Genomic DNA, 16,429 nt, shown 5'->3' with positions numbered 1-16,429 from the left:
CCGGCGCCGTCGAGTTCCAATGAAGGATTGGTAATGCGGGTCAGGTCTCCCCGGCCGGCCTGATCCTGATCCTGGCGATCCGGTTCTTGTCGCGCTTCATCACCACGAAGCGCTTGCCGTGGAAGGTAAAGGCCTGCTTTTCCTCGGGGATCGACTGCGTCTCGTGGATGACAAGACCCGCAATGGTGGTGGCTTCCTCGTCGGGCAGGTTCCAGTCGAGCGCCCGGTTGAGATCGCGGATCGGCACGGTGCCATCGACGACGACGGAGCCGTCGGCTTCCTGCTTGACGCCCTGAATGTCGACATCGTGCTCGTCGGCGATCTCGCCAACGATCTCCTCGATAATGTCCTCCAGCGTCACCAGCCCTTCGACCTCGCCATATTCGTCGACGACGATGGCGAAATGCGCCTTGGCGCGCAGGAAGGCGTTGAGCTGTTCCTGCAAGGTCGTGGTGTCGGGCACGAACCAAGGCTTCGACGCGATCTTCATCACGTCGATTTTGGTGAAGTCGTTGCCAACCTCGTTCAGCGCCCGAAGCAGGTCCTTGGCGTGCAGCACGCCGACAATGTTGTCGAGTGAGCCCTTCCACAACGGCATGCGGGTGTGCGGGCTCTGCAGGATCTCGCGCACCACCGCTTCCGGCGCATTGTCGGCGTTGACTGAGCGCATATTGGTGCGGTGGACCATGATGTCGGAGACTTCGAGTTCGGCGAGGTCGAACAGGCCGCCGACGCGGTCGCGGTCCTCGCGCACCATCTGGCCGTCACGGCGGAAATCGTCGACCGCGCCGCGCAATTCATCCTGCGTCGAGCGCTGCGGTTCGATGCGCGACAGCTCATAGCCGAACATCGCAAGCAGGCGCGTGCGCACGGCAACGACCAGCAGGATGAGGATGGCAAGGACGGCGACGACGATCCAGCCGGGCTCATCGGTCATTTTGGTTGGCCCGGATGGTTCTCTCTTAGGAACGAAAGCACTTCGGACGCCGGCACGTCCTTGGCAATAAAAGCCTGGCCGATGCCGCGCGTCAGGATGAAGGTCAGCGCACCGCGCGACACTTTCTTGTCCTGGGTGATGAAGCCCAGCAGCGCCTCGGCGTCGGGCAGTTCGCCGGGGATGTCTGACATGCGCCAGGGCAGGCCGACGGCGTGCAGATGCGCCTCGACCCGTGCCGCGTCATCGGGGCTCGCCAGGTTGAGCCGTGCGGAAAAACGGTGCGCCAACGCCATGCCGATGGCGACGCCTTCGCCATGGACGAGACGGGCGCCGTCATACTGTGTGGCACCTTCCAGCGCATGGCCGAATGTATGGCCAAGATTGAGCAAGGCGCGATCGCCGGTTTCGAACTCGTCGCGGGCGACGACATCGGCCTTGGCCCGGCAAGCCTCGGCGATGGCCTCGGCCCGTTCCGCACCGCCAACAAATACTTTTGTCCAGTTCCCTTCCAGCCAGGCGAAGAAATCCGGCCGGTCGATCAGCCCATATTTGGCGAGTTCGGCATAGCCGGCACGGAATTCGCGGATCGGCAGCGTGTCGAGCACCTCGGTGTCGGCCAGCACCAGCTTCGGCTGGTGGAAGACGCCGACCAAATTCTTGCCGCGCGGGCTGTTGATGCCGGTTTTGCCGCCAACGGAGGAATCGACCTGCGCCAGCAGCGAGGTCGGGATCTGCACGAAATTCATGCCGCGCCGAACGATGCCTGCAGCAAATCCGGTGAGATCGCCGATGACGCCGCCGCCAAGCGCGATGACGACGTCGCCGCGCTCCAGCTTGGCGGCAAGCACGCCGTCGACCACCTCTTCGAGATGGGCAAAGCTCTTGGTCTTTTCGCCGGCCGGCAAGGTGATGACCGCAGGCTGGATACCGCCTTTTTCGAGGCCCGCCTTCAGCGTCTCGAGATGTGCCGCCGCGACATTGTTGTCGGTGACCACGGCCGCCCTCGTGCCGGGCAGACGGCGCGACAGTTCCACGCCGGCGCGCGCCAACAGGCCGGGGCCGATAAGGATGTTATAGGCGCGCTCGCCAAGGCCGACCTCGACAATGACCGGTTCGCTCATGACCGCACCTCGCCCAGCGCCGTGGTGGCTGGAACGCCGAAATGCCCGCACAGCGCGTCGACGACCTCGGTTGCGATGACTTCCTTGCGGTCATCGCGTGTCGGCACGGTGATGTTAGACGTGGCATAGACCGGGTAGCGCTCGCCCATCAGCCGCTCCAGCACGGCGCGCGGATCGGGGCTTTTGAGCAAGGGCCGGTTCTGTTTCTTGGACACGCGCTCCATCAGCAGATCGAGTTCGGCCTTCAGCCACACCGAAACGCCATGCGACGCGATCGCGTCGCGCGTCTGAGCATTCATGAATGCCCCACCGCCGGTCGACAGCACCTGCGGGCCATTTTCCAAGAGGCGCAGGATGACGCGCTGCTCGAGCGCGCGGAATTCGGTTTCGCCATAGCGCTCGAACAGTTCCGGTACCGTCATGCGCGACACGATTTCGATCTCCTGGTCGCTGTCGATGAAGGGCAGCGACAGCATGGTCGCCACCTTGCGGCCGATCGCTGTCTTGCCGGCGCCCATCAGGCCGACAAAGACAATCGAACGACTGCCCAGCCTGTCGAGCAGCTCGGCATGGCTCTCGCCGGGAGGGTTTGCTGGTGGCGCGTTCATGAGATCATGCTGTTTCTAAGCCGTCTTTGCCGGCGTATCGACATCAAAAGCCCGTTTGCGTCAAGCATGGCACCCCTGGCACACAGAACCCTTCGTCCTTGAATTGACGGAATTAGCGTCCCATAAGGGCACAGGGTTTGGAATCGCAAAGCAAGAAGACGGGCGAAGATTGATGCCGACACTGTTCCGCTTTGTCGTGACACTGATGATTCTTGCCGGCATTGCCTATGGTACGATGGTGGCGCTGGCGATGTTCGTCGAGCCGAAAAAGGCGGAAATTACCGTGCGCATTCCGCCGGAAAAGCTGAACCCGAAGAAAAACTGACCCTAGAGAAAAACTGACTTCAGGAAATGAACAGCGCGGCTCGCATCGAAGCCTTTCTCGAAATGATGAGCGCCGAACGCGGTGCCGCCGAAAACACGCTGTCTTCCTATCGCCGCGATCTCGAAGACGCCTCGCAGCAGATTGGCGGCGGACTTGCCGGTGCTGCCGCGGCCGACATCCGCGCCTATCTCGACGACATCGCCGCGCGCGGCTTTGCGCCGACCTCGCAGGCGCGAAAACTGTCGGCGATCCGCCAGTTCTTCAAGTTTCTCTATGCCGAGGGCCTGCGCGGCGACGACCCGACCGGCACGCTCGACAGCCCGAAAAAGGGCCGCCCGCTGCCCAAGACGATGAGCGAGGCCGATACCGGCCGGCTGCTCGACCGCGCGGCCCTCGAGGCAGGCGATGACGTCAATGGCGACCGGCCGGCGGCACTGCGCCTGCACGCGCTGGTCGAGGTGCTCTATGCCACCGGCCTGCGCGTCTCCGAACTGGTCGGCCTGCCGGTGACCGTCGCCCAGCGCGACGACCGCTTCTTCATGGTGCGCGGCAAGGGCGACAAGGAGCGCATGGTGCCGCTGTCGGTCAAGGCGCGCGTGGCCATGCGGGCCTGGCTCACGGCCCGGGCGATGGTGCCGGCTTTCGCCGACAGCCCGTTCCTGTTTCCGGCCGCCGGCGACCGCGGCTTTCTCTCCAGGCAGGTCTTTGCCCGCGACCTGAAGGGCCTTGCCGCGCGGGCCGGCATATCGGCGGCGAAAATATCGCCGCACGTGCTGCGCCATGCTTTCGCCAGCCATCTCTTGCAGAACGGCGCCGATCTCAGGGCGGTGCAGCAGCTGCTCGGCCATGCCGATATCTCGACCACGCAGATTTACACGCATGTGCTGGAGGAGCGGCTGGTGCGGCTGGTCAACGATCATCATCCGCTTGCCGACTAGGCCTCATATCGCTATGTGAAGGCACGTTCCACCGCGCGGAGCCGCCATTTCCCGGGTCCCGCCAGTCTTTGCCTTCCGACGCATCGGTCCGCTCAAGAATGTACAATTACCTCGATTTCGAAAAGCCGGTGCAGGACCTTGAACTCAAGATCCTCGAGCTGAAGAAGCTTGCAGAGAATGGCGAGGCGGTCGATGTCGGCGATGAAATCAGCCGGCTCGAGAAGCGCGTGCGCGACGCGCTGCGCGACATCTACAAGGCGCTGACGCCGTGGCAGAAGGTGCAGGTGGCGCGCCACACCGACAGGCCGCATTGCCTCGATTACATCAAGGGCCTGTTCAACGATTTCACGCCGCTCGCCGGCGACCGCAATTTCGGCGAGGACCAGGCCATCATTGGCGGCTTCGCCCGCTTCCGCGGCGAGCCGGTGGCCGTCATCGGCCAGGAAAAGGGCTCGGACACGGCGAGCCGGCTCAAGCACAATTTCGGTTCGGTGCGGCCTGAAGGCTACCGCAAGGCGGTGCGGCTGATGGAGCTTGCCGACCGTTTCAAAATCCCCCTTCTGACGCTGGTCGACACCGCCGGCGCCTATCCCGGCGTCGGCGCCGAGGAACGCGGCCAGGCCGAAGCCATTGCCCGTTCGACCTCGGCCTGCCTTGGTCTCAAAGTGCCGTCGATCTCGGTCGTCATCGGCGAAGGCGGCTCGGGCGGCGCCATTGCCATCGCCACCGCCAACCGCGTCTACATGCTGGAACACGCTATCTATTCGGTGATCTCGCCGGAGGGCGCCGCCTCGATCCTGTGGCGTGACACCACGCGTTCGAAGGATGCGGCGACCAACATGAAGATCACCGCCCAGGATCTTCTGGAAATGAAGATCATCGACGCCATCATTCCCGAACCGCTCGGCGGCGCCCAGCGCGCGCCCGAAACGGTGATCGCCGCCACCGGCGACCTCATAGCCAAGACGATGAAGGATTTTGCCGGCGCCAACACCGATTTTCGCGAGCAGCGCCGCGAAAAATACCTGGCGATGGGCCGCAGCCTCTGATTTCAGGCCGGCCGCGCGCCGCAATGTGGCGTCGGGAGCAATTTCGCCACAAAAATGCCGCCGCATTCAGTTCAATGAAAAGTCCGTGACATCGAGCGAATTGCCGTGGGGGCAGCCATCCGGAGCTTGCGGTAAGGAATTTTCAAGGTTAACGGGCTTAGGGTCCGTGAAGGTTTAGTGTGTTGGCCTGCGGCTGCGAAGCCCCACGCCCCGGGAAAAAGACATAGCCGTAACCATGTTTGCCAAGCTTGCCCGCACCGGAATCCTGATCGCCGCCCTTGGCGTTGCCGGCTGCAACGATTCCTCGATGAAGAATTTCGCGCCGGAGGCCAGCAAGCCGCTGCCGGACAAGATCCTCGCCGACATGAAGGCCAAGGGCATGGTCCGCACCTCCTCGGTGATGGCCCGCATCTTCAAGGAAGAGGGCAAGCTCGAGATCTGGAAGGCCAAGACCACCGGCCGCTACGAGATGGTCGCCAGCTACGACATCTGCAAATGGTCGGGCAAGCTCGGGCCGAAATACACCGAAGGCGACCGCCAGGCGCCGGAAGGGTTCTATACGGTTCGCCCGTCACAGATGAACCCGCGCTCGAACTATCACCTGTCCTTCAACATCGGCTACCCCAACGCCTATGACCGCGCCAATGGCCGCACCGGCGCCAATCTGATGGTGCACGGCGCCTGCTCGTCGTCGGGCTGCTATTCGATGACCGATCCGCAGATCGAGCAGATCTATGCTTTCGGCCGCGATGCCTTCCAGGGTGGCCAGACCGAGTTCCAGATCCAGGCCTTTCCGTTCCGCATGACCGCCGCCAACATGGCGCGCTATCGCAACGACCCGAACTACGAGTTCTGGAAGATGCTGAAGGTCGGCTACGACAATTTCGAGATCACCAAGGTGCCGCCGAAGGTCGATGTCTGCGAGAAGCGCTATGTCTTCAACCAGGTGGCGCCTGACGGCACGACCTTCGATCCGACCGGCGCTTGCCCTGCGAGCACGCAGCCGGATTCGCTGAAGAGCGCCTACAACGCCTATCAGAGCAGCTATGACGCGGCCTTCACCGGCGCGGTCAAGGCCAGCGTGCCGGCGCCCAAGCCGACCATTGCCGGCATCAAGGAAGCCAGCATCGTTTCCGACTGGTCGAAGCGCCGCGCCCGCGGCGAGCGCGTGCCGATCGATCCGCCGTCACTGAATTCCGACGGCACGGTGACCGAGACGGCGCGCATGGGCCGCATCGATTCGCCCGCCGGCCGCAAGATGGCGGCGCTCGACGCCGAGAAGGAAGCCAAGCGCAAGGCCGAGGAACAGCGGGTTGCGGCCATCGAGGCAGCGAAAGCCGCCAAGGCCCAGGCACTGGCCGAAAAGGAAGCTGCCAAGGCCCAAGCGCTGGCCGAGAAGGAAGCCGCCAAGCAGGCCGCTCAACAGCCGGTCGCCACCGCCAGCGTCGAGGCAGCGCCCGCCGAGCCGCCGGCCGACGAAAGCCGGATGTCAAAGATCAAGAACAAGCTGCTCGGCATGTTCGGCGGCTGAGCCTTTGGCCAAGCGCGCATCCGTCTATGATCTCAAGGGGCTGAATTGCCCCCTGCCCGTTCTTAAGGCGAAAAAACGCCTGGCGGCGATGCGGCCGGGCAGCCAGCTTTGGCTGGAGACCACCGATCCGCTGGCCGTCATCGATATCCCCGCCTTCTGCGCCGACGCCGGCCACCAGCTGGTTGAAACAACGGCTGTATCCGGCGGGCATCGTTTTCTGGTCGAGCGCGGCGAACCGCAAGCCTGAGTATCAACCCCCGGCAATCGCTAGCGGATTGCTCTCCAGCGCCGCGCGATCCGGCGTGTCGATCGACGGCCGGTTGGTGAAGGCGGCAAACAGCCGGCGCACATAGTCTTCCGGCATGTCGAGCGTGATCAGCACCAGCCTGGTGCCACGTTGGCCGTCCGGCCAGGCCGGCAGCCGCGCCGGCGGATGCAGGATCTTCTTCACGCCGTGGACGACCAGCGGCCGCGACCGATCTTCCGCAAGCTCGATGACGCCCTTCATGCGCAAAAGCTTGTCGCCATGCGTCGAGCGCAACAGGTCGAGGAACATCTCGATCGCCGAAAACGGCACCGGGCCGTCATGGACCAGCGAATAGGAGCGCACACGGGAATCGTGGCGATGCTCGTGCTCGGCGTGATCATGATGACCATGGTCGTGATCGCCATGATGATGCTCATGATCATGCGCGGCTTCTTCGCCGAGCCAGCGCTGGACGTCGGCGGACTTGGTTGCCGGATTGTAGAGGCCGCAATCGAACAGCGCCGCGACGCCGGTTCCGCTGTCGCCCGCTTCAAGCACTTTCGCGCCTGGATTGAGCTGATGCAGCCGCGACCGCAAAGCCTCGACATCGGCGGGATCGCCGGCCAGATCGACCTTGGTCAGCACAATGCGGTCGGCGACCGCAACCTGCTTGACCGCCTCGACATGCCCATCGAGCGTGGCATTGCCGTTGACGGCGTCGACCAGCGTGATGACGCCGTCGAGCCGGAAGGCCTGGACAAGGGCAGGATGCGCCATGATCGACTGCAGCACCGGCGCCGGATCGGCGAGCCCGGTGGTTTCGACGACGACACGGGCCAGCTTTGCGATGCGCCCGGTCTGCAGCCGGTCGACGAGGTCGGCCAGCGTGTCGACCAATTCGCCGCGCACCGTGCAGCAGAGACAACCGTCGGACAGCTGGATGATACCGTCTGAAGCCTGCTCGACCAGGAGATGATCGATCGCCACCTCGCCGAACTCGTTGATGATGACGGCGGTATCGACGAGCGCCGTATCCTTGAGCAGCCGGTTGAGCAAAGTCGTCTTGCCGGCGCCGAGGAAACCGGTGAGCACCGTGACGGGTATCGGAAAGCCCGCCATCTCGCTAGTTCGCAGCCTTGACCGGCTGGTCGCCCTGCACAGCCGTTGCCGAGCCAACCACGACCGGTTCCGAGCCCTTTGGCGCCGGGATGTCGGGCCGCCAGTTCGGCAGCGGAACATCGGCATAGTCCTGGCCGCCCTGGTCGAGCATTGCTTTGGGCGCCGGCCCGGTGGCGCCGCCAAGGCCGACGGCGACCAGCGTCGGCACATGGTCGAGCTTTTCCTGATAGGGCGATTTCGGTGCGGCCGCGGCGTCTTTTGCAGCCACCGGCGGCGCTGCCTCGGACTGCTCTTCGCGTGCCTTCTTTTTGCAGATCTCGTCATGCATGTCGTTGGGCGACATGGTGTCGCCATAGGAAGGCATGGCCGCCACCGTGAGCCAGTTCGGGTCGGTCATGGCAAAACCCTGGTCGAGCAGCCTGGCGGTGGTCTCGGCGCGGCTGACCGCCGATTTCTCGCCAAGCACGACGGCGACCAGCGTGCGGCCATTGCGCGTCGCCGAGCCGATCATGTTGAAGCCCGAGGGGCAGACGAAGCCGGTTTTCATGCCGTCGGCGCCGGGATAGCGGCCGATCAAGAGATTGTAGTTGGGGATCGCCTTCTTGCCGACGGCAAGGCCTTCGATCGAGAACCAGGGGGCGTATTGCGGGAATTCCTTGCGGATCGCCATCACCAGCAAGGCAAGATCGCGCGCTGTCGTATACTGGTCCGGCGAAAACAGCCCGTTCGGGTTGACGAAATGCGTTCCGGTCATGCCGAGCCGCGCGGCTTCAGCGTTCATGCGGGTGGCGAAGCCGGCCTGCGAGCCGCCTATATTCTCGCCGACGGCCATGGCGATGTCGTTGGCCGATTTGACCAGCATCATCTTCAGCGCATTGTCGAGCCGCATCACCGAACCAGGCTTGAAGCCCATCTTGCTCGGCGGCTCGCCGGCGGAATGCTTGGTCACCTTGATTGGCGAATCGAGCTGGACCTCGCCGGCGGCAATTGCCCGGAAGGTGACATAGGCGGTCATCAGCTTGCTCAGCGAAGCCGGATACCAGCGGCTGAAGGCGTCCTGATGCTGCAGGACCTTGCCGCTGTTCAGGTCGAACAGCACAATCGGATTGGCCGAAGCCGGCCCGGCCAGCAGCGGCAGCGCCAAGGCGCCCGTTAGCAGTAATTTGAGGATATGGCTGTGCCGCATCATGGAATCCGAAATCGCCTCTTGCCGTAGTCGCCCCTGGCTCCGTAAGATTTCGTTACGCGATGGCCAGCATGATACGATCCGGCCCTCAATTTCCGGAACACATCGTTGCGGTGCTATTTACCCTATGTGACGCCAAGATGGCAAAGTGCCTGGCAATCACAATTGCAAAAGCAGCAGGCCAGACCGTCTGCTCCAACAGCGAGATGGAACCATTATGCCGATTCTCAACCGCGCTGCCGAGATGCAGGATGAAGTTGCCGGCTGGCGACGCCATCTGCACCAGACGCCAGAACTGAATTTCGACGTCTTCAAGACCGCCGCCTTCGTCACCGAGAAGCTGAAGGAATTCGGCTGCGACGACGTGGTGACGGGCTTGGGCAAGACCGGCGTCGTCGGCATCATCCATGGCCGCAAGGGCGAAGGCGCGACCATTGGCCTGCGCGCCGACATGGACGCACTGCCGATCAACGAGATCCCCGGCAAGCCCTACGCCTCGACGGTTCCCGGCAAAATGCACGCCTGCGGCCATGACGGCCACACGGCAATGCTGCTCGGCGCCGCCAAATATCTGACCGAGACGCGCAATTTCGCCGGCTCCGTGGCGGTGATCTTCCAGCCGGCCGAAGAAGGCGGCGGCGGCGGCAACGAGATGGTCAAGGACGGCATGATGGAGCGCTTCGACATCTCCAGGGTGTTCGGCATGCACAACATGCCGGGCCTGCCGGTCGGCCAGTTCGCCATCCGGCCGGGCCCGATCATGGCGGCGACCGCCGAGTTCACCATCACCGTCAAGGGCCGCGGCGGCCATGCGGCGATGCCGCACGGCACGATCGACCCGATCGTCATCACCAGCCAGCTCGTCGGCGCCTTGCAGACCGTTGCCTCGCGCAGCACCGATCCGGTCGAGGCCGTGGTGGTGTCGGTGACCAAATTCCACGCCGGCGACGCCTACAACGTCATTCCCGAGACCGCCGAGATCGCCGGCACCGTGCGCACGCTGAAGAAGGAGATCGCCAAGAAGTCGGAGGAGCGCATCCGCGCCATCTGCGACGGCATTGCCACCGCTTTCGGCGCGACCATCACGGTCGACTATGACGCCAACTACCCCGTGACCTTCAACAATCCGGAAGAAACGGTGTTTGCCGGCGATGTCGCGTCAAGTGTCGCCGGCGACACCCATGTCCATCGCGCCATCCAGCCGGTGATGGGCGGCGAGGACTTCTCCTATATGCTGGAAGCCCGCCCCGGCGCCTTCATCTTCATCGGCAATGGCGAGACCGCCGGCCTTCACCACCCGGCCTACGACTTCAACGACGAAGTCATTCCGCACGGCATGAGCTATTGGGTGAAACTGGCCGAAACCGCGCTCGCCGCCTGACCTATGCCGCTGAAAGGCCGGTCGATTTGCCTTCGGCCGGCCTTTCGATTGCCTTAGGCGAGCCTCTTGGCGAAACGATCCGAAGCGGCTATGTGTCGGGCCGCGTGGTCCCGTAGCTCAGTAGGATAGAGCGGCAGATTCCTAATCTGTAGGCCACTGGTTCGAATCCAGTCGGGATCACCAATATTTTCAAACACTTAGAGAAATTATTTCCGTACTTTTTTGGGAGATTTTTTCGAAATTAGTACGGAGAATTTCGTAGACCTTCAAACTTTTGACGCGCATGCCTGAGGAACAAATGGCCGAATTCCACTGCGAAGCAGAGCGCTACGATGCCCGATTGAGAGTGGTTGTCGGGTGTTCCCAGCCACCCTCGCCTGTTTTTCGACGCACTGGCGATCCAATGGTCTTCCTGGAGAAAACCAGTCCTGCTACCCTGCCTTCCGTGGCAGCTGCTGTTGCGCTGATCGCCCTCCCGCTTAGCTGACCGCCTCGAGCCAGCACAACGGAATCTCGTCGCTGCTCTGGCCATTCTTACGCGACCCATGGGCGGCTGTACTGCTGCGAATCATTGCGGCCATGATCCCTTGCAGGGCTAACCGTAAACGACCCCCGGCTTACTCTGGCCCACTTCGATGATGTAGCCGTCCGGATCGCGAATGTAGCAGCGCGTCTCGCCGTACTTTTCCATCGGCTCGGTGATGAACTTAGCGCCCCGGGCTTGCCAGCGTTCATAGCAGCCGTGGATGTCGGCAACGCGGATATTCATGAAGCTGCTGAGTGAATCCGGATCAGGGGGTACACCGAGCGTTACCGACGGTTTGTCAGGTGTTGGGCCGCCCCCGACGTTGACGATGAGCCACGTGTTGGCCAACTGGATATATCCCGGCGCGCCACTGCTATCGCCAAGGCTCAGGACGCGGCCTCCGAAGACCATCTCATAAAATCGCGCAGAGCGTTCGATGTCGGCCACCGTGAGAAAATGCGCGACGGTAAAGCCATGCCGCGGGGGCATTGTATAAACTTCATCCTCGCGCGCGAGTTGGACGGTAGCGATCGGCATGGTGGATCTCCCTTGACCGGTTGAGTCAGTGGCCAGCGCTCTGGCCGCCGTCGACATGAAGCGTTTCCCCTGTCACGAAAGGAGCATCCTCCAGGTAGAGGACCGCGCCGACAATGTCGGAAATCTCCCCCAGGCGACCCATTGGATGCATCGTCGCCAGCGCCTCGTATGTCTCTGACGCGTGCATCGGGGTCCTGATGACGCCAGGCGACACTGCATTCACCCGGATTCCACTGCGGGCATATTCGATCGCTAGACTTCGGGTCGCGGCGTCGACACCCCCCTTGGTCAACGAAGCGAGCACGGACGGCACCTTCGAGTTGGCCTGCTTCACCAGGCTGGTGGTGACGTTGACGACATGGCCGCTGCCCTGGCGTTCCATTGCGGCGATCACGGCCTGGGTAACGAAGAAGAAACCGGTCAGGTTGGTCGCCACGACGCGGGTATAATCCTCCGCCGAGTAATGCGTAAAACGGCTGGCAAGGAAGACGCCAGCGTTATTTATCAGTGTATCGATCCGTCCGAAGCGCTGGAGTGTTTGCGCGACCACCATCGGCCCCGTAGCGGGGTCGCCGATATCACCCGTGATCGCAAGCACGTCCGATCTATCGGAAGGTTTGACAGAGCGCGAGGTGGCAACGACGCGGTAGTTCCGGCCGAGATAGGCCTCAACCAGCGCTGCGCCAATGCCTTGCGACCCGCCGGTGATGACAACCACTTTCTGTTCAGGTTCCACGACTGACCTCAATGATCTTGGGGCCACCGACCCAACTGCGCCGCCCCCATTCCGGACTGTGAACATGTGGACAATCAAGACTCGCAACCATTGTCCAATGGTGTCGCGTATACTTTGGTGTCGGCGGTTATAAATGACCTGCCGCCACACTCGGAGCGCCAATCCACGCGGCCTACCTCCGTCTTAAGTATTGCCGACACCTTGGCGCAATGGAACGTTTCGGCGGGATCTGCTGTGATTTTTCCGTAACATCGCGAACGGCACTCCCGTGGCGGGGCGGCGTTGCCGGAGGATCTGGCCGTGCTAACAGGATGTGCGAATCCATCAACCGTATCGTGCCAGCCGCTGGCATCGCATCTGGTCGAAGAGATCAGCCACCGGGTGATCAACGAATATAGCGAAGCGATAGCGATCCTGTCGCTGGCCGCGTCCCGGGGAGAGGTTAAGGCCGCGCCGGCGTTGAGGCGCGCAGCGGACCGTCTGCAGGCGATGGCGGAGGCGCATCGATCCCTTCTCGTACCGATCGCTGAGGAAGACATCGACCTGGGTCATCATGTCGGGAAGTTGTGTTCCAGCCTGTCGCGCGCGTCCCTCGGCGAGCGGGGTATTCAGTTGACCGTTGCAACGGACGAAATCCGGCTCGACGCCGCGCGGTGCTGGCGCGCCGGTCTAATCGTCTCCGAACTGGTCCGAAACGCAGCACGCCTTGGCCTGAAAGATCGCCAGGGTTCCATCCGCGTCTCACTGAACAGAAGTGGCAGCAGCGTCTGGTGCGTTGTCTGCGACGATGGATGCGCGGCCTCCGATCCGCCAGAGGGACGCGGGCGGCGGTTGATACGCGCGCTGACGGCGGAACTTGGCGGCTCTGTGCAGTGGAAATTCACCCCGTGTGGATCGGTTGCGGGTGTGCGCTTCCCTCTGATCACGCCTTAGTTCTGCACCCGAAAGCTTCTGAACCCAAAACTGCCAGCAACGCCGTCTGCGCTCCTATCAGAACGTGCGCGGTACCAATGAGGCTGAGCCAACTTCGGGCAGGAAAAGCCGATGCGGATCAATGCCACCCGACCAGCGGTCAGCATGCTTCCCCGTCGACTTGCACCCCAATCAGAACCGAAGGCGCGATCCTTGTCGACGGTTGTCCCGGGCGTGCAGAATCTCGCCCGCCGCCTTGCCCTTTTTTCGCTCAGGCGCGGCAAATCTCGTAGAGAAACCAGCTGCGCCGTTCGCCTTCGTCGATCCATCCTTCGATCAGACTCGCGGTGGCCATGTCCGAATAGCTATCGCACAGCTCATGGACGCGACGCAGCTCGGCCACCAACTGCTTATTGTCGCCGTGAAGCTCGGCGAGCATGTCCTGCGGATCAACATAGTCGGCATTGTTGTCGAGGATGCGCTGGCGTCCCGCGATATCGGAGATCGAACGGATCGTAGTGCCGCCGATCTTGCGCGCGCGCTCGGCGATCGCGTCGGTCATCGCGAAGATCTGGTCGCCATGCTCGTCGAGCAATAGGTGATAGTCCCGGAAATTCGGCCCACTCATGTGCCAGTGAAAGTTCTTGGTCTTGAGATACAAGGTGAAGACATCAGCGAGCAGACCGGCGAGGCCAGCAGCGATGTCGCGGGTCGCGTCGGAACCAAGATCTGTCGGAGTGCGAAGGAAGCGATCCGAACCGGATGTCTTGCTCAACTGTTGCGTCATGATCCCAGGTCTCTCTACAGGCCGCACACCGGCGTCTTTCGATATGTCAGAATACGAAATGCCCTTTTCTGATCCAATCAGACGAAGGTATAGGCGCGCTCGCAGGGACGCGATTGCATCTTAGTCAGGCCTTCACGAGCGAATTGACGCAAGCCGGATTTGACCGCAATCACCGTCAAACCAGGCGCCTGAAAACTTACCGCATTGGGATGGCGGCGCTCAACCTGCCACCGACACCAAGGTGCTATGGACCGTGTCGGGCAGTACGGGCATCGTGTAGGCATCGCTGAACCGACATCCAACTGACCAAAGTCCCTGTCGCCGCCGGCGTTCGGCCGCCGGGTCGAGCCCCAGGGCGCGGCAGCATCGTGTCGCCAGGTGAAACCTTCGTGACCAAGCTGGAAACCTGCCTCGCCCTGAATCCACCCGACGTGTCTGTCGTTCTGGGCTAGCGGACTGGTCGGGGAGCGGCGGCCGTCGGCTATCTTCATCTGGTTCAGCATCGCACATGAACGAAGGATCTCGGTAAGACTGACCAAATGGACAATCAGGCCACCGTTCAGCCGATCACCATGGCCATCGAAGCCAGCAGCCTGCGCGATCAGATGGCGACCATCGGGCAGGCGCTGACGGGATCGCCGGTTCGCAAGACACTGCTCTGGATGTCGGTCGGCATCATGGCCGTGATCATCGCAACGTCGATCGGCCAGGTCCTGCTCAACCGCTGGAACCAGCCGTTCTTCGATGCGCTGGCGCGTCGCGACATGGCGGCCTTCCTGCACCAGTTTCTCGTCTTCGCGGCGATAGCCGGCGGGCTTCTGGTGCTCAATATCGGCCAGACCTGGCTCAACCAGATGATCAGGCTGAAGCTGCGCGAGGCGTTGACGGCGGATCTGATCGACCAATGGATGCGGCCGGCGCGCGCCTTCCGGCTGGCCAATGCCGGCGCCATCGGTGTCAATCCCGACCAGCGCATGCAGCAGGACGCCGCGCATCTGTCCGACCTGTCGACTGATCTCGGCGTCGGCCTGCTGCAGTCGTGCATCCTGTTGGTGTCCTTCGTCGGCGTGTTGTGGGAACTGTCTTCGGGCTTCGTGTTTCATCTTGGCGGCACGTCCCTGGCCATACCGGGCTACATGGTCTGGGCAGCCATCCTCTATGCCGGCACAGCCTCCTGGCTGAGCTGGCTGGTCGGACGGCCGCTGATCCGCCTCAATAGCGACCGCTACACGCGCGAAGCCGAGTTGCGCTCGTCGATGGTGCGCGTCAACGAGAATGTCGACGCCATTGCGCTGTACCATGGCGAGGCCGACGCCAAGCGACGGCTCGGACTCGACCTCGATACGGTGCTCGGCGCCATGCGGCGCATCTACAGCGCCCAGATCAACCTGTCCTGGGTAACTGATACCTATGGCTGGATCACCGTCGTGGCGCCCATCCTGGTCGCCTCGCCGGTCTATTTCTCGGGCGATATCAGCTTTGGCGGGCTGATGATGGCGGTCGGCGCCTTCAACCAGGTCCACTCGTCCTTGCGCTGGTTCATCAATAACATCGGCGCCATCGCCGATTGGCGCGCCACGCTGATGCGTGTCGCCGACTTCCGCATCGCGCTCAATGAAACCGATGTGCTGCACGACACGGAAAGGCGCATTGCCTTCGGCGACAACGCCAATGGCAGCCTGACTTTCGACAAGCTCGAAGTGGCCTCGCCGGAGGGCTGCGCCAGGCTCACCGACCAGCATGTCGAGATCCATCCCGGCGAACGCGTCATGATCACCGGCGAGCCGGGCGCTGGCAAGACGTTGTTCTTCCGCGCCATTGCCGGGCTGTGGCCGTGGGGCAGCGGCAAGATCGGCCTACCGGCCGGAGAAACCCTCATCTTCGTGCCGCGCGTCCCGTATTTTCCGGTCGGTACGTTGCGCGAGGTCCTCGACCACCCAAACGGGGCTGCGCCGGCGAGCGATGCCGACATTTCCGCGGTGCTTGCCGAGGTCGGTCTTGAACGGCTGCTGTCGTCGCTCGACCGCGTCGGGCGCTGGGACCATGAGTTGGGCGATGACGAACAGCGCTTGCTGGGCGTGGCCAGGCTCGCCTTGCGGCAGCCGAAATGGGTGATCATCGACGAAGCCCTGGACGCGTTCGACGGACCCCCGTTGCGGGGTGTGCTATCGATGCTGGAGAAGCGCCTGCCCGGAAGCGCAATCCTCAATATCGGGCGTGGCCAGCACAACAATCAGTTCTTTCCGCGCGCGTTGACGATCGTCAAGGATACCAGTGCAACGGCGCTGAAACCGGTCCGTGTCAGGGCCGGCGCGATCGACCCGCCGCCCATCGCCTTACGCCGCGAGCAATAGACCGATGTTCAGAATCGCGCCGGGCGGCGCCATCGGTTGGTCACCGCTCCTTACGTCCCTATGTTGCGCGACGACCACGCAGTTCACCCGAGGCAGCGCTTATCCCGGGGGGAGGGTCTGCTAGACCAGAAGCTT

General features: G+C 62.8%; 16 protein-coding genes and 1 tRNA gene. 9 read left to right on the top strand and 8 right to left on the bottom strand.

Annotated features, from left to right (window positions below; genetic code table 11):
* Positions 1 to 40 precede the first annotated feature (40 nt).
* From AC1D1B_RS28810 to AC1D1B_RS28800, 3 genes are read right to left on the bottom strand one after another with little or no spacing between them, the layout of a single operon-like run.
* Positions 41 to 937, bottom strand: coding sequence for an HlyC/CorC family transporter (locus AC1D1B_RS28810; protein ID WP_477336579.1), 897 nt, complete (start codon positions 935 to 937; stop codon positions 41 to 43).
* On the bottom strand, positions 934 to 2,058 hold the full coding sequence (gene aroB, locus AC1D1B_RS28805) for a 3-dehydroquinate synthase (protein WP_477336577.1): 1,125 nt from the start codon (positions 2,056 to 2,058) through the stop codon (positions 934 to 936). The genes AC1D1B_RS28810 and aroB overlap by 4 nt, the downstream gene beginning before the upstream one ends.
* Positions 2,055 to 2,666 carry a shikimate kinase gene (locus AC1D1B_RS28800; protein ID WP_477336575.1) on the bottom strand — a complete coding sequence of 204 codons (612 nt, stop codon included), beginning with the start codon at positions 2,664 to 2,666 and terminating at the stop codon, positions 2,055 to 2,057. Before AC1D1B_RS28800 ends, aroB begins: the two co-directional genes overlap by 4 nt.
* Positions 2,667 to 2,838: 172 nt before the next feature.
* Between AC1D1B_RS28800 and AC1D1B_RS28795 the strand changes: the two genes are divergently transcribed.
* The 5 genes from AC1D1B_RS28795 (at position 2,839) to AC1D1B_RS28775 (ending at position 6,756) form a co-directional block, all read left to right on the top strand.
* Complete coding sequence (locus tag AC1D1B_RS28795) at positions 2,839 to 2,991, top strand: histidine kinase (protein WP_142866477.1); 153 nt, start codon at positions 2,839 to 2,841, stop codon at positions 2,989 to 2,991.
* Between the two features lie 26 nt (positions 2,992 to 3,017).
* Complete coding sequence (locus tag AC1D1B_RS28790) at positions 3,018 to 3,929, top strand: site-specific tyrosine recombinase XerD (protein ID WP_477336573.1); 912 nt, start codon at positions 3,018 to 3,020, stop codon at positions 3,927 to 3,929.
* Between the two features lie 98 nt (positions 3,930 to 4,027).
* Positions 4,028 to 4,978 (top strand): acetyl-CoA carboxylase carboxyltransferase subunit alpha, encoded by a 951-nt coding sequence (locus AC1D1B_RS28785; protein ID WP_181058202.1) that lies wholly within the window; start codon positions 4,028 to 4,030, stop codon positions 4,976 to 4,978.
* Positions 4,979 to 5,213: 235 nt separating this feature from the next.
* Positions 5,214 to 6,509 (top strand): L,D-transpeptidase family protein, encoded by a 1,296-nt coding sequence (locus AC1D1B_RS28780; RefSeq protein ID WP_477336570.1) that lies wholly within the window; start codon positions 5,214 to 5,216, stop codon positions 6,507 to 6,509.
* A gap of 4 nt (positions 6,510 to 6,513) precedes the next feature.
* On the top strand, positions 6,514 to 6,756 hold the full coding sequence (locus tag AC1D1B_RS28775; RefSeq protein WP_477336568.1) for a sulfurtransferase TusA family protein: 243 nt from the start codon (positions 6,514 to 6,516) through the stop codon (positions 6,754 to 6,756).
* Positions 6,757 to 6,759: 3 nt separating this feature from the next.
* Here AC1D1B_RS28775 and AC1D1B_RS28770 read toward each other — a convergent pair whose 3' ends face one another.
* Both AC1D1B_RS28770 and AC1D1B_RS28765 read right to left on the bottom strand, forming a co-directional pair.
* The gene (locus AC1D1B_RS28770; RefSeq protein ID WP_477336566.1) at positions 6,760 to 7,875 is read right to left on the bottom strand and encodes a CobW family GTP-binding protein; all 1,116 of its coding nucleotides are present in this window, start codon (positions 7,873 to 7,875) and stop codon (positions 6,760 to 6,762) included.
* Positions 7,876 to 7,879: 4 nt separating this feature from the next.
* Positions 7,880 to 9,061 carry a D-alanyl-D-alanine carboxypeptidase family protein gene (locus AC1D1B_RS28765; protein ID WP_477336564.1) on the bottom strand — a complete coding sequence of 394 codons (1,182 nt, stop codon included), beginning with the start codon at positions 9,059 to 9,061 and terminating at the stop codon, positions 7,880 to 7,882.
* A 217-nt stretch (positions 9,062 to 9,278) separates the two neighbouring features.
* Between AC1D1B_RS28765 and AC1D1B_RS28760 the strand changes: the two genes are divergently transcribed.
* Together AC1D1B_RS28760 and AC1D1B_RS28755 are read left to right on the top strand one after the other, a co-directional pair.
* Complete coding sequence (locus tag AC1D1B_RS28760; protein ID WP_477336562.1) at positions 9,279 to 10,442, top strand: M20 aminoacylase family protein; 1,164 nt, start codon at positions 9,279 to 9,281, stop codon at positions 10,440 to 10,442.
* A gap of 106 nt (positions 10,443 to 10,548) precedes the next feature.
* Positions 10,549 to 10,625: transfer RNA gene (locus AC1D1B_RS28755), tRNA-Arg, on the top strand.
* 412 nt (positions 10,626 to 11,037) lie between these two features.
* On the opposite strand, the gene AC1D1B_RS28750 is transcribed toward AC1D1B_RS28755, so the two are convergent.
* Together AC1D1B_RS28750 and AC1D1B_RS28745 are read right to left on the bottom strand one after the other, a co-directional pair.
* Entirely contained in the window at positions 11,038 to 11,505 is a 468-nt protein-coding gene (locus AC1D1B_RS28750) for a VOC family protein (RefSeq protein ID WP_477336560.1), read from the bottom strand.
* 25 nt (positions 11,506 to 11,530) lie between these two features.
* Positions 11,531 to 12,241, bottom strand: a complete 711-nt coding sequence (locus AC1D1B_RS28745; protein ID WP_477336558.1) for an SDR family NAD(P)-dependent oxidoreductase — start codon at positions 12,239 to 12,241, stop codon at positions 11,531 to 11,533.
* A 282-nt stretch (positions 12,242 to 12,523) separates the two neighbouring features.
* Here AC1D1B_RS28745 and AC1D1B_RS28740 point away from each other — a divergent pair, with 282 nt between their 5' ends.
* A complete protein-coding gene (locus AC1D1B_RS28740; protein ID WP_477336556.1) occupies positions 12,524 to 13,174 on the top strand; it encodes a sensor histidine kinase in 651 nt (216 codons plus the stop codon).
* A 250-nt stretch (positions 13,175 to 13,424) separates the two neighbouring features.
* Here the strand turns inward: AC1D1B_RS28740 and AC1D1B_RS28735 are convergent, their stop codons facing one another.
* Entirely contained in the window at positions 13,425 to 13,940 is a 516-nt protein-coding gene (locus tag AC1D1B_RS28735; protein ID WP_477336554.1) for a Dps family protein, read from the bottom strand.
* 539 nt (positions 13,941 to 14,479) lie between these two features.
* Here AC1D1B_RS28735 and AC1D1B_RS28730 point away from each other — a divergent pair.
* Positions 14,480 to 16,294 carry an ABC transporter ATP-binding protein/permease gene (locus AC1D1B_RS28730; RefSeq protein ID WP_477336552.1) on the top strand — a complete coding sequence of 605 codons (1,815 nt, stop codon included), beginning with the start codon at positions 14,480 to 14,482 and terminating at the stop codon, positions 16,292 to 16,294.
* Positions 16,295 to 16,429 lie beyond the last annotated feature (135 nt).

Source organism: Mesorhizobium sp. P2_C5_2 (assembly GCF_056404535.1).
Note: the sequence above shows the minus strand (reverse complement) of the source record. Positions and strands in the feature narration are given on the sequence as shown.